Below are 12,014 nucleotides of genomic sequence, written 5' to 3'. Positions count from 1 at the left end.
CTCAAATCGGCGCCTCGCTCTCGACCAGAACCACCCTGCAGTCCGCCAGGCCCTCGCGCATTTTCCGCACCTCGGCGTATTCGGGGCTGTTCCAGAAGTTCAGCACCGTCTGGCGATCCGGCCATTCCTCGATCACCACCGAGACCCGCTCGGGCCCCTCGCCTTCCAGAACCTGTCCGTCCGGCCGCATCAGCCGATAGCGGCCCCCCAGGCTCTGGACCAGGCGCGCCGCCGCCGCGCCATACTCGGCCAGAAAGGCCTCCCGGTCGTGCAGGACGGCGGTGACGATCAGATAGGCAGGCATGGCGTCTCCGGCGCGACAGCGGATTTCAGATGATCTATCTCTATATCAATCCAGACCGCCGACCGGGAGCCGCCTGATGCGGATGCTGCGCGCCGCCACCCTGATGACGCCCGATCCGGAGGCGACGGCGCGGCGCTATGGACAGTGGCTGGACTATCAGACGGTCGAAACCGGCCTGATCGACGCCGACCTGGCCGCCGCCTGGGGATCGCCGGCGATGGCCGGGCGCCGCCAGGCGGTCTGCCGTCCGGCTTCGGGCGCGGACCTGTTCCTGCGGTTCGTGGAAGGGACGGCGCCGGCCGGCTATAGGCCGTTGCGCACCCATGGCTGGGCGGCGACCGAGATCTGCGTCCAGGACGTCCTGGCGGTCCATGAGCGGATGGCCCGGCCCGACAGCCCGTTCCGGGTCATCGGCCCGCCGCGCCGGCTGGACGGCATGGCGATGATCCACGCCATGCAGGTGCGCGGACCGGATGGAGAGATCGTCTATCTGACCCAGATCGAGGACGACCCGCCGGGCATGACCCTGCCCCGCGCCGCCGGGCTGATCGACACCGTCTTCATCATGGTCATGGCCTGTTCGGACCTGACGGCGTCCAAGGCCTGGGTCGAGGCGACCCTGGGAGTCCAGACCACGCCGACGATGGACATCCGATACACCATGCTGGCCCAGGCCTTCGACCTGCCGGTCGAGCGCAAACACCCCATCGCCATGGCGCTGCATGAGGGTGACGGCTTCCTGGAGCTGGACCAGTATCCGGCCGAGGCCGCGCCGCGTCCGCGTCGGCCGGGCGAACTCTTCCCCGGAGTGGCCCTGACCACCTTCCTGCACCCGGACCTGTCGGCCGTGCGGGCGGACTGGTCGTCGCCCCCCGCACCGCATCCGGGAACCCTCTACGGCGGACGTCCCGCCGGCGTCCTGACCGGACCCGACGGGACGATGATCGAACTGGTCCAGGCCTAGGCTTGCTCGACCGGCGCCGGCGTCTCGAACCGCCGGTAGCGGCCCAGGGTCAGCAGCATGAAGGCCGAGACCAGCAGCAGGATGGCCGAGGTGTGCAGGGTTCCGGCATAGGAGCCGCTCTTGTCGAAAGCGGCGCCGAACACCACCGGACCCAGCCCCGCCCCCAGGGCGAAGAAGCCGTAGAGGGCGCCATAGACCCCTCCGTAGCCCTTCATGCCGAAATAGCGGGCCACCATGAAGGCCATCAGGTCGTATTCCAGCCCGGCCGCGAAGCCGATGGCGAAGATGGAGGCCGCCGTCACCGGCACGCTGGTCCCGCCCGCGGCCAGGTGCCAGTAGGCCAGGGCCGGCACGGCCAGGAAGACGAAGGCCACGCCCGGCGCCCAGAAACGGTCGATCAGCCAGCCGCCCAGGATGCGCCCGACGATCACCGACAGGCCGATCAGAGAGGCCAGCCAGACCACGTCGCCGGCCTGGAAGCCGGACTGGCTGAGGATCTTCTCCATGTTCGGGATCGAGCCCCCGACCGCGAAGCTGATCAGCAGGAAGGCCACGCCCAGCACCCAGAACCGCCACTGCAGCAGGGTCTTGCCGAAGCTCAGTCCCGGGGTGGCCAGTCGCTGGGCCGCCTGGCGCGCCAGGCGTTCGGTCGAGGTCTCGCGCACCTTTCCGCCGCGGTCATGGAAGAAGAAATACCCCACCGGCAGGGCCAGGATCAGCGGCAGGGCGCCGATGGCCACATAGGCGCCGCGCCATCCGAACTCGGCCACCAGCCAGGCCGTCAGGGGCTTGACCAGGAAGCCGAACAGGCCCGTGCCCAGCAGGGCCAGCCCCAGGGCCAGCCCCTTGCGCTGCTCGAACCAGTTGTTGACCGCCCGCGTCCAGGTGATCGGCAGGGTTCCCGCCCCGGCCACCGCCATCACCGCCCAGGTGGCGTAGTAAAGCGGCAGCGAGCCGTTCGAGAAGGCGAAGCTCATGAAGCTGAGGCCGAACAGGGCCACAGACGTCAGGGCCACCGGCCGCACCCCGTAGCGGTCCGCCAGCAACCCCACCAGCGGCGCGGCCAACAGCACGGTGAAGGTCATCACCGTCAGCCCGGCCATGATCTCGCCGAAGCCCCATCCGAAGCTCTGGGCCAGATAGGGCGCCAGGGCCCCGGTCGTGTACATCGGCACCGGCGACAGCCCCAGGCCGATGCCCAGCATCGCCGCCACCACCACCGGCCATCCGCGGCGGAACTCGCCCCCGCCCGTCTTCTGATCCATGGGTTTCCCCCTCCCTCGTCTCTTTATGGTTTTCGCTGAGGTCGCAGACGCGGCCTAGATGACGCCCTTGTCCACCAGCCCCTGGATCGCCTTGCGCTGCCGCTCGGCATAGAAGGGCGCGCCCGGCGCGGTCGGCTTTCCGTCGGCGTCCAGCAGGCTGTCGCGCGGCTGGATCTCGAACCCCTCATAGGCGTCGCGCCACAGGCTCATCGGCTGGCGCGACAGGATGTTGCCCATGCCGGGCCGGCGGCGATAGCGGCGCAAGCCCGCGATATCCAGTTCGGCGTAGGCGGTCATGCTCTCGCCATAGCCGGCCTCGGCCAGGACCAGGCCGCGATAGTCGATCACCTTGGACGAGCCATCGGTCGAGGCGCGCGGAATGGCGATGCCGTCGATGCCGGCGCTGTTGGCCGAAACCACATAGGCCAGGTTCTCGATCGCCCGCGCCTGTTTGGCGATGTTCTTCGGGCTGGGCAGGGCGCTGGCCGCCTCGCTGGTCGGATGGACGATCACCTCGGCCCCACGCAGGGCCAGGGCGCGGGCGATCTCGGGATAGAGAATCTCTTCCGAAGAGATGGCCGCCAGCCGCCCGATCTCGGTGTCGGCCACCGGGAACAGGGCGTCACGGCCATAGATTTCGACATAGCGGGCGTGGACGTCATAGGGGCTGGGCGCGAACATCGACACCAGCCGCCGGTTCCTCAGCACCGTCTCGCCCGACGGCGCCACCACGAAGGAGGTCTGGAAATACAGGCCCGGAAAATGCGGGTCGCGCTCATAGGCGTTGCCGCCGATGAAGACGTCCGCCGCTCCCGCCATTTCGCCCAGGGCCTGATACTCCGGCCCGTCGATCTCCAGCGCCGCCTTCTCGGCCCAGACCCCCGCCGGCTCGCCCATCGGAAAGCCGGTCAGGAAATATTCGGGCAGGACCACCAACCGAACATCGGCGCCGATGAACCGCTTCGAGGCGATGATCTGGGCCCTGATGCGATCCAGCGACCGGGCCATGCGCGCCCGCGCCTGTTCGGTCGTCTGGTCGGCGTTGACCGCATCGCACGCGGTCTGCAGCGCCAGGGCGATATAGGGATCGGGATTTGGCATAGAGACTTCAGACCAATCTGGCTTATTGATATATCTTATCGCCGACAGGGCGGGAGGGACCATCGTGACCAAGGACGTCGAGGCCTGGCCGCTTCCTGAGGCTTCGCACCTGGACGAAAGCCTGCCGACGCCGCTGTATCACCAGATCTATCTGGTGCTGCGCGAACAGATTCGCTCCGGGACCATTCCGCCCAACGCCCTGCTGCCGGGCGAGCAGCAACTGGCCAAGATGTTCAATGTCTCGCGCATCACGGTGAAGCGGGCGCTGAACGAACTGGCGGCGGACGGCCTGCTGAACCGGCATCGCGGCCGGGGCACGATCGTGACGGACGCGGCGGCCGTGCCGGTGGTCAAGGGGTCGTTCGACAACCTGCTCGAAAGCCTTCGCATCATGGGGCTGGAGACCGAGATCGAGGTGCTGGACGTCGCCAACCTGGCGGCCGGGGCGGCCATCGCCAAGCTGCTGGAGATCGAGCCCGGCGCCCAGGTCCAGCGCGCGGTGCGGCGGCGCAAGCTGCAGGGCGAGCCCTTTTCCTATCTGGTGACCCATGTGCCCGGCGACATCGCCGACCGCTATTCGGTCAAGGACCTGGCCACCACCTCGATGCTGACCCTGCTGGAGCGCAGCGGGGCGGCGGTGTTCGACGCCGAACAGTGGATCACGGCGGTGGCGGCCGAACCCCTGGTGGCCTCGGCCCTTGGGGTGTCGGTGGGCGGCCCCCTGCTGAAGGTCGAGCGGGTCATGCGCGACGTGGAGGGACGGCCGGTTCAGCTGATCCATTCCCACTATCGCTCGGACCGTTTCCAGTACCACATCAAGACCCATCGCAGGAAACCGCCGGGCGGCGGCAAGGCCGAAAGCTGAGCGTTCCCCGACGCCCGACCCTTGCAATCCTGACATGGATAAAATGATATAGGAATATGTCATTTGAGCAGACGATCCCGGACGACGCCGAGGCGATCCTGAGCCCGGCGGGCGGCGGGCGGCCGCCCCTGCCGGTGCGCGACCCGCGCACGGGCAGGATCGACGCCGTCATCCATCCGTCCTCGTCCGAAAACCTGGCCGGCCTGGCCCTGACCCTGCGCCAAAATCAGGTGGAATGGGCCGCGCGCGGCTTCGCCGGGCGGCTGGAGACCCTGGATCGCTTCGCCGCCGAACTGGCCGCGCGGCGCGACGCCCTGACCGCCGCCCTGGAGCGCGACACCGGCCGCCGCCGCATCGCCGGGATCGAGGCGGACGTGCTGGGCGGCATGATCGCCGGGGTGCGCGCGGCCGCCGCTTCGTTCGGACAAGCCGACTGGTCCCAGGGCCGATCCGTCCCCCACATCCGGCACCGGCCCCAGTGGGTTCCCTATTCCCTGGTCGGGGTCATCAGCCCCTGGAATTTCCCCTTCCTGCTGTCGATGATCGACGCCCTGCCCGCCCTGGCGGCGGGCTGCGCGGTCATGGTCAAGCCGTCGGAGGTGACGCCCCGCTTCGTCGCGCCGGTCATGCAGGCCATCGCCGCCACTCCGGGCCTGTCGGACGTCTTCGCCTTCGTGGTCGGGGACGGGGCGACGGGTCAGGCGGTCGTCGATCTGGCGGATTGCATCTGTTTCACCGGCTCGGTCGCCACCGGACGCAAGGTGGCGGTCCAGGCCGCCGGACGGCTGATCCCGGCTTTCCTGGAACTGGGCGGCAAGGACCCGCTGGTGGTCCTGGCCGGCGCCGATCTGGAGGCCGCGACCGACGCGGCGATCCGCGGCTGCGTCCTATCGACGGGCCAGGCCTGCCAGTCGATCGAACGGATCTATGTCGACCGCGCGCTTCACGACGCCTTCCTGGCGCGGCTGGTCCAGAAGGCCGAGGCGGTGCGGCTGAACGGACCGGACATCGCCACCGGCGACATCGGCCCCGTCATCTTCGAGAAACAGGCCGTCATCCTCCAGGCCCAGATCGACGACGCCCGCGATCGGGGCGCGCGCATCCTGACCGGCGGCCGGATCGAGACGATCGACGGCGGTCTTTATCTGCGGCCCACGGTCATCGCCGACGCGACCCACGACATGCTGGCGATGCGCGACGAGACCTTCGGTCCCCTGTTGCCCGTCATGGCCTTCGACGCAGAGGACGAGGCGGTGCGCCTGGCCAACGACAGCGACTACGGCCTGTCCGGCGCCGTCTTCGGCCCGGACCTGGACGCCGCCGCCCGGGTGGGCGAGCGGCTGGATTGCGGCGCCGTCAGCCTGAACGACGCGGCCCTGACCACCCTGTTCCACGAAGCGGGCAAGCAGAGCTTCAAGGCCTCGGGCCTGGGCCCCTCGCGCATGGGCGCCGACGGCCTGGCCCGCTTCCTGCGCCGCAAGGCCCTGATCGCCAACACCGCCCGCCCCCTGCCCCTGCAGGCGTTTTCCGAAGACGCCTAGAGCCCACGGAGCCGACATGACCCAGGACCTGCGTTTCCAGCCCACCATGGTCCGCGAGGACAAGACCGCGCGCCAGATCTTCGAGGCGGTCAAGGCCAACCCCGCGCGCGCCCGCTTTGGCTTCGGGAACCGGCTGGCCGTGCTGAACGTCGATTTCCAGCAGGCCTACACCCGCCCCGACCTCTTTCCCAGGACCGCCTATGTCACCGACCCGGACCAGATCGACTGGGTCAACCGCATCTCGGCCCTGGCCCGGTCGAAGGCGATGCCGGTGATCTGGTCGCGCGTGGGCTATCAGGCCGACGCCGGGGACGCCGGGGTCTGGGGCACCCGCACCGACACCCCCGACAGCCTGCAGAACATCAAATACGACAGCGAACGCCACGCCTTCGATCCGCGCTGCGCCATCGACCCGGCGGACATGACCTTCACCAAGCGCATGCCCAGCATGTTCTTCGAGACCCCCCTGGCCAGCTATCTGACCTGGCGCGGGGTGGACACGGTGGTGGTCACCGGCGGCTCGACCTCAGGCTGTGTGCGGGCCACAGCGGTCGACGCCCTCAGCCATGGCTATCGCGCCATCGTTCCGGAGGAGTGCGTGGCCGACAAGCACGAGAGCTATCACTACGCCAACCTGACCGATCTCCAGCTCAAATACGCCGACGTCACCTCGGCCCAGGAGGTGATCGACTGGCTGGAGGCGCGCTGAAGCCGGTCGGGATCAGCGGGCGGCGTCGGCGATCTGAGAGGCCGTCGCGCTCCAGACGGCCTTGTCGCCGCCCAGGGCGTTCAGCACCGTCTTCAGAGCATGGGTCCGGAACGGCTGGCCGCTGACATAGGGCGTCAGGGTGAAGCCCAGCACCCGGCCGCCGAACCGTTCGCCCCCCGCCTTCAGATAGTCCGCGGCCTCCAGGATCTGGCGCGCCCACATCTCTTCGGAATGACGCTTGTCGATCAGCAGGAACCGGTCGTCCAGTTCGTTCGACAGGGGCACGGCCGAGACCGCCCCGGCCGGGGTCTGCATGACCACCGGCGCATCGTCCTGCTCCCAGTCCAGACAGACGTCGAACCCGGCCTGGGCGATCATCTCCAACGTATGGAAGGACTGCTGGCGCGCGGGGCTCAGCCAGGCGCGAGGCGACAGGCCCGCCGCCTCGAACCGCGCCCGGGTCTCGGCGACCCAGCCGGCCTCGACCTCCCGCTCCAGCCCGCCCCAGTGGATGTGTTCGGTCGACAGGCCGTGGGCGGCGATCTCGTGTCCGTCGGCCCGCACCCGGTCGATCAGCGGCCGCAACCGCTCCAACTGGTTGGCGTTGACCGGCACGGTCGCCTTCAGCCCCGCGGCCTTCAGGGCGTCCAGGATGCGGAACACCCCGACCCGATTGCCATAGTCGCGCGTCGTATAGTGGCGCAGGTCCGGATAGGGGGTGACCATGGCGCCGGGATGTTTGAACGGCTTGCCCGGCGGCGTCAGGCCATGGTGCTCGATCGGCACGACGATCAGGGCGGCCACCGTCCGACCCTGGGGCCAGGCGAGGCGCGGCCGCTGGGCCTGGGGCCGCCAGTCGTACAGGCCCTGGTCCATGCCGTAGGCCCGGTTGGGATAGTCCAGATAGTCGTCAGGCAGCGCCATCGCCGAACCCCGTCCCTCCGGTCGCCAGGCCGCGCGCCGCGATGTCGCCCTGCGTCTGGTCCCAGTAGTTGTCGCGATAGTGGCCGGCGATCTCGACCGCCGTGGTCATCCAGACCTCGTCGTGCGACGCGATGTGGCGCAGCGCCTCCTCGAACGGCCGGATGCGGTGGCTCTGGCCGACCAGATAGGCGTGCAGCGGAATGCACATCACCGTGCCCGACTGCTGTCCCTCCTCCAGCAGCTGATCGAAATGACGCTTCAGCACATCGGCGTAGCGCCAGGGGTCCATGGCCTGGGCGCCGTAGGTGATGACGTCGTTGACCTCCAGCGAATAGGGCATGGAGATCAGCCGCCCGGTCCGGGTCTTGATCGGCTGGGGCTGGTCGTCCTGGAACAGGTCGCAACTGTACCAGAAGTCGTTCTCGGCGATCAGGTCGAAGGTGCGCTCCGTATGGGTCAGGGCCGGGGCCAGATAACCGCGGATGCGCTGGCCCGTCGCCTTCTCGACCGTGGCGATCGAGTCCTGGATCATGGCCCGTTCCTGGGCCTCGTCCATGCCGTAGGAATAGCGGGTGTTGTAGATGCCGTGGCTGAAGAACTCCCAGCGCCGCTCGACGCAGGCCTCGATGATCTCCGGATGGTGATCGATCAGGGCGGTCGACAGCGAGATCGAACCCCGCATCCCGTATGTGTCCAGCAGCTCCATCAGCCGCCAGTGGCCGACCCGGTTGCCCCAGTCGCGCTGGGAATAGCCGACCACGTCCGGCGACGGCTTGGGCCAGCCGGGCCGCTGGGGGTTCTTCGGCGGGTCGAACTCGTAGAACTCGATATTCGGGGCCACCCAGAAGGCCAGCGTCTTGCCGCCGGGCCAGACGATCCGGGGACGGGCCTCATAGGGCCAGTAGTCGTACAGGTTGGGGTCGGAAACCATGGATCGCAAATGATCTAAAGATAGACCATCTGCCGATCCGCCCGCCCTGATGTCAAGCGCCCGGCGGGGTCAGTGACCGACCGGAGCCTCGGCCACGTCCTCGTCGCGGGCCGGGGTTCGGGCGGCGGCCACGGCGAAGACCGTCAGCAGCACATAGGCCGCCAGGGGCACGGCGAAGGCCAGGTTCAGCCCCTGCTGGTCCGCCACCCAGCCACCCAGCGGCGGCAGGACGGCGCCCCCGACGATGGCCATGCACAACAGGCCCGAGGTGGCCGAGGTCGAGGCTGTCGACCGCTCCAGCGTCAGGGTGAAGATGGCCGGGAACATGATGGAGTTGAACAGGCCGACCGCCAGGGCGCAGAAGGCCGCCGTCGCCCCCCCGCTACGGGTCACCACCAGGCACAGCACGGCCGCGCAGACGGTGCAGACCGACAGAAGCCAGCTGGCCGGCACGCGGGTCAGGAAGGCGCTGCCGGCGAACCGGCCCATCAGGGCGCCGGCCCAGTAGAGGGCGACCAGCCGCCCCGCGTCGTGGATCGGCAGGCCCAGGGCGCCGTTGGAATGCAGGAAGTTGGTCATCAGGCTGCCGATGGCCACCTCGGCGCCGACATAGAGGAAGATGGCCGCCGCCCCGAACAGGGCCCAGCGCGAGCTCAGGGCGCGCAACGGCGAACTGACGATCTCGGCCCGCGCGCCCGGCGCCTCCAGCCGCCGCCGGACGCTCCAGATGAAGACGCCCAGCAGGCCGAAGAAGACCGCCAGGCCGATGAAGACCGCATCGATGTTGCGCAGGGTGGCGTCGCGCGCCTCCGCCGCATGGGCGGCCAGAACCGGGGCGGCGGCCGTGACCTGGGGCAGGATGGCGACCGGCTTGGCCGCCAGCCCGCCGACATAGTTGTGCAGGAAGACCATCCAGCCGCTGGCCAGGCCGGCGGCCAGGCCGACGACGATCCAGCCCCGCACGTCGCGGCGCAGGGCGCCGATCAGCACCCCGGCGACCAGGCCCAGGCCGACGCCCATCAGGATCAGGATCAGGGCCTTGGGAGAGGCCAGGACGCTGACCCCGCCGACCGCGAACACCCCGCCGGTCAGCATCACCGTGGCGCCCAGCAACGGCCCCAGAACCGTGCCCAGGGAGTTGAAGGCCTGGGACAGGACCAGGCGGAAATGCGACCCCTTCGGCGGCCCCAGAACGGCGGCCAGGGGATTGGCCGCGACCTGCAGCAGGGTCACCCCCGCGGCGATCACGAACAGGGCGGCCAGCACCCCGGGATAGAAGTCGACCAGAGTGGCCAGGGGCACGATCAGCGCGCCCAGCACCATGACCCCCAGCGCCCCGACGATCGACCGCGCATAGCCCATCCGCGCCAGCACCGCCGCGGCCGGCAGGGACACCAGCCCATAGGCCGTGAACCAGGCGGACTGGGTCAGCAGGGCCTCGGCGTAGTTCAGGTCGAACACCTCGCGCACCGCCGCGATCAGCGGGTCGATCAGGGAGGTGGCCAAACCCCAGGCGAAGAACAGGGTGGTGACATAGGCGAAGGCGACGCCGGCGCCGCGCGCGCCCGACTGCGTTGGTCCGGTCATTTCGGCTTCCCCTCCGGCCTGGATCGATTCCGGGGCGCAGGTTCGTCCGTGCGCGGCGGCGCGTCCAGCGGTTTCCGTTTGCCGGGGCTGGTCTTGGCGCGCGGGGCGGGTGATGGTGGGCCATGACCGGACCCGCCCTGAACCGCCGCGGCCTGCTGGCCGCCTCCGCCGCCCTCGTCGCGTCGCCCTTCGCCGCCCAGGCCCGCGCCTCCTCCCGCACCGAACCCGAGGACTGGGACGCCCTGGCCCAGGATGTGCGCAGCGAATTCCAGTGGGCCTGGCGCCACTATCGCCAGAAGGCCTGGGGCCGGGACGAGATCAATCCGGTGTCGGGGACGTCCCGGTCCTTCTTCATCGAGGGTCACGACCTGGGCCTGTCGCTGGTCGAGGCCCTGGACACCCTGTGGCTGATGGAGCTGGACGAGGAGTTCCAGGAGGGGGTGGACTGGGTCAAGTCGAACCTGGACTTCGACATCGACGGCTCGTCCCAGGTGTTCGAGACCAATATCCGCCTGGTCGGCGGCCTGGTGTCGGCGCATCTGGCCAGCGGCGACCCCGTTCTGCTGGACAAGGCCCGGGACTTGGCCGACCGGCTGATGAAGGCCTTCGACGCCTCGCCGCACGGCCTGCCCTATCGCTATGTGAACCTGAAGACCGGCGCCGTGCGCGACCCGGAGACCAACCTGGCCGAGATCGGCACCTATGCGACAGAGTTCGGCGTCCTGGGCCGGCTGGTCGGCGACGACCGCTATTACGCGGCGGCCAAGCGGGCGATGAAACACGCCCTGGATCGACGCTCCGACCTGGGGCTGATGGCCGCCAACATCCATGCCGAGACGGGCGAATTCATCAGCCGCAACGCCTCGATCGACGTCTATGCCGACAGTTTCTACGAATACCTCTGGGACAGCTGGGAACTGTTCGGCGACGCCGAGATGAAGACCTGGGCCCAGGAATGCGCCGACGCCATGATCCGGCATCAGGGCAAGCGCTACGACGGCCTGCTGTGGTTCCCCATGGTCGACTATGAGACCGGGGCGGTGACCAACACCTCCCAGACGGTTCTGGGCGCCTATCTGGCCGGCCTGCTGGGCCAGGTCGGGCGCAAGGCCGAGGGCGACGACTTCCTGGCCACCTATACGGCGATGCAGGACCGATACCTGATCATCCCCGAATCCATCGACGTCACCACGGCCCAGCCGCGCACCAAGCGCACCGGCCTGAGGCCCGAGTTCGCCGACGCCTGCCTGAACCTGTGGCTGGGCGACCGCGACGACCGTTATCGCGCCCTGACGGCCGTCCACTATCGCAACATGAAGGCGACCTCCAAGGCGGCCTACGGCTTCACCTCCCTGTCCGACATCACCACCCGGCCGATGGCCCAGGGCGACAACTGCCCCGGCTACTGGTGGTCCGAGCAGATGAAATACTACTGGCTGATGTTCGCCGACTGCCGACGCGTCGACTACGACCAGCTGCAGATGAGCACCGAGGCGAACGTGCTGCGCGGGTTCGTGCGATAGGTTCGTCTCCTCCCCATTCCATGGGTGGGGGGATCGGGCGCGATAGCGGCCGAGACGGAGGGGGTCTGTTCGTCGCGTGGCCCAAGAGCCTCTTCGTTGCGCCATCGTCCTTCTCCCCTTGCGGGTGGAGGAAGGTCGCATGCGACCGACGACGGGTGGCAGGCGAAGCCTGACGGATGAGGGGTCGCGCGGGCCCTGGCCATCATCCGACGCTAACCCCACGGGCCTGAGAGACCCCTCATCCGACCCGCTGCGCGGGCCACCTTCTCCCGCAAGGGGAGAAGGAAGAATTGGCGGCGC

Annotated in this window: 11 protein-coding genes; 5 read left to right on the top strand and 6 right to left on the bottom strand. The window is 69.0% G+C overall.

All coding sequences use genetic code 11. The annotated features are described in order from the left end of the window. Position 1 precedes the first annotated feature (1 nt). The gene (locus tag KF910_RS12720; protein WP_292263461.1) at positions 2 to 304 is read right to left on the bottom strand and encodes a DUF1330 domain-containing protein; all 303 of its coding nucleotides are present in this window, start codon (positions 302 to 304) and stop codon (positions 2 to 4) included. Positions 305 to 380: 76 nt separating this feature from the next. Between KF910_RS12720 and KF910_RS12715 the strand changes: the two genes are divergently transcribed. Next, positions 381 to 1,268, top strand: a complete 888-nt coding sequence (locus KF910_RS12715) for a hypothetical protein (RefSeq protein WP_292263459.1) — start codon at positions 381 to 383, stop codon at positions 1,266 to 1,268. Here the strand turns inward: KF910_RS12715 and KF910_RS12710 are convergent. Both KF910_RS12710 and KF910_RS12705 read right to left on the bottom strand, forming a co-directional pair. Further along, positions 1,265 to 2,533: an MFS transporter gene (locus KF910_RS12710; protein ID WP_292263457.1), complete on the bottom strand. Its 1,269-nt coding sequence runs from the start codon at positions 2,531 to 2,533 to the stop codon at positions 1,265 to 1,267. The two genes, KF910_RS12715 and KF910_RS12710, sit on opposite strands and share 4 nt — an antisense overlap. Positions 2,534 to 2,587: 54 nt before the next feature. After that, positions 2,588 to 3,634, bottom strand: a complete 1,047-nt coding sequence (locus KF910_RS12705) for a nitrilase-related carbon-nitrogen hydrolase (protein ID WP_292263455.1) — start codon at positions 3,632 to 3,634, stop codon at positions 2,588 to 2,590. A 64-nt stretch (positions 3,635 to 3,698) separates the two neighbouring features. Here KF910_RS12705 and KF910_RS12700 point away from each other — a divergent pair, with 64 nt between their 5' ends. The 3 genes from KF910_RS12700 to KF910_RS12690 are packed head-to-tail and all read left to right on the top strand — an operon-like array spanning position 3,699 to position 6,749. Continuing rightward, positions 3,699 to 4,499: a GntR family transcriptional regulator gene (locus KF910_RS12700; protein WP_292263453.1), complete on the top strand. Its 801-nt coding sequence runs from the start codon at positions 3,699 to 3,701 to the stop codon at positions 4,497 to 4,499. Positions 4,500 to 4,555: 56 nt separating this feature from the next. Further along, positions 4,556 to 6,040, top strand: a complete 1,485-nt coding sequence (locus tag KF910_RS12695) for an aldehyde dehydrogenase family protein (RefSeq protein ID WP_292263451.1) — start codon at positions 4,556 to 4,558, stop codon at positions 6,038 to 6,040. 16 nt (positions 6,041 to 6,056) lie between these two features. Beyond that, a complete protein-coding gene (locus KF910_RS12690) occupies positions 6,057 to 6,749 on the top strand; it encodes an isochorismatase family protein (protein ID WP_292263449.1) in 693 nt (230 codons plus the stop codon). 12 nt (positions 6,750 to 6,761) lie between these two features. On the opposite strand, the gene KF910_RS12685 is transcribed toward KF910_RS12690, so the two are convergent. The 3 genes from KF910_RS12685 to KF910_RS12675 form a co-directional block, all read right to left on the bottom strand. After that, a complete protein-coding gene (locus KF910_RS12685) occupies positions 6,762 to 7,673 on the bottom strand; it encodes a polysaccharide deacetylase family protein (RefSeq protein WP_292263448.1) in 912 nt (303 codons plus the stop codon). Further along, positions 7,660 to 8,604 (bottom strand): polysaccharide deacetylase family protein, encoded by a 945-nt coding sequence (locus KF910_RS12680; RefSeq protein ID WP_292263446.1) that lies wholly within the window; start codon positions 8,602 to 8,604, stop codon positions 7,660 to 7,662. Before KF910_RS12680 ends, KF910_RS12685 begins: the two co-directional genes overlap by 14 nt. A gap of 69 nt (positions 8,605 to 8,673) precedes the next feature. Next, positions 8,674 to 10,191 carry a glucose/galactose MFS transporter gene (locus tag KF910_RS12675; RefSeq protein WP_292263444.1) on the bottom strand — a complete coding sequence of 506 codons (1,518 nt, stop codon included), beginning with the start codon at positions 10,189 to 10,191 and terminating at the stop codon, positions 8,674 to 8,676. 122 nt (positions 10,192 to 10,313) lie between these two features. On the opposite strand from KF910_RS12675, the gene KF910_RS12670 reads away from it, so the two are divergent. Further along, a complete protein-coding gene (locus KF910_RS12670) occupies positions 10,314 to 11,714 on the top strand; it encodes a glycoside hydrolase family 47 protein (RefSeq protein ID WP_292263442.1) in 1,401 nt (466 codons plus the stop codon). The last annotated feature ends 300 nt before the right edge of the window (positions 11,715 to 12,014 follow it).

This window comes from Brevundimonas sp., assembly GCF_019636155.1.
Lineage (GTDB): Bacteria > Pseudomonadota > Alphaproteobacteria > Caulobacterales > Caulobacteraceae > Brevundimonas.
The sequence above is the reverse complement of the archived record's forward strand: the minus strand, read 5'-3'. Positions and strand labels throughout refer to the sequence as shown.

Bases quoted from the DNA above. Each gene is read 5' to 3' on its own strand.
- KF910_RS12715 (WP_292263459.1), top strand. From the start codon at position 381: ATGCGGATGCTGCGCGCCGCCACCCTGATGACGCCCGATCCGGAGGCG.
- KF910_RS12705 (WP_292263455.1), bottom strand. From the start codon at position 3,634: ATGCCAAATCCCGATCCCTATATCGCCCTGGCGCTGCAGACCGCGTGC.
- KF910_RS12710 (WP_292263457.1), bottom strand. From the start codon at position 2,533: ATGGATCAGAAGACGGGCGGGGGCGAGTTCCGCCGCGGATGGCCGGTG.
- KF910_RS12695 (WP_292263451.1), top strand. From the start codon at position 4,556: ATGTCATTTGAGCAGACGATCCCGGACGACGCCGAGGCGATCCTGAGC.
- KF910_RS12720 (WP_292263461.1), bottom strand. From the start codon at position 304: ATGCCTGCCTATCTGATCGTCACCGCCGTCCTGCACGACCGGGAGGCC.
- KF910_RS12690 (WP_292263449.1), top strand. From the start codon at position 6,057: ATGACCCAGGACCTGCGTTTCCAGCCCACCATGGTCCGCGAGGACAAG.
- KF910_RS12675 (WP_292263444.1), bottom strand. From the start codon at position 10,191: ATGACCGGACCAACGCAGTCGGGCGCGCGCGGCGCCGGCGTCGCCTTC.
- KF910_RS12680 (WP_292263446.1), bottom strand. From the start codon at position 8,604: ATGGTTTCCGACCCCAACCTGTACGACTACTGGCCCTATGAGGCCCGT.
- KF910_RS12670 (WP_292263442.1), top strand. From the start codon at position 10,314: ATGACCGGACCCGCCCTGAACCGCCGCGGCCTGCTGGCCGCCTCCGCC.
- KF910_RS12685 (WP_292263448.1), bottom strand. From the start codon at position 7,673: ATGGCGCTGCCTGACGACTATCTGGACTATCCCAACCGGGCCTACGGC.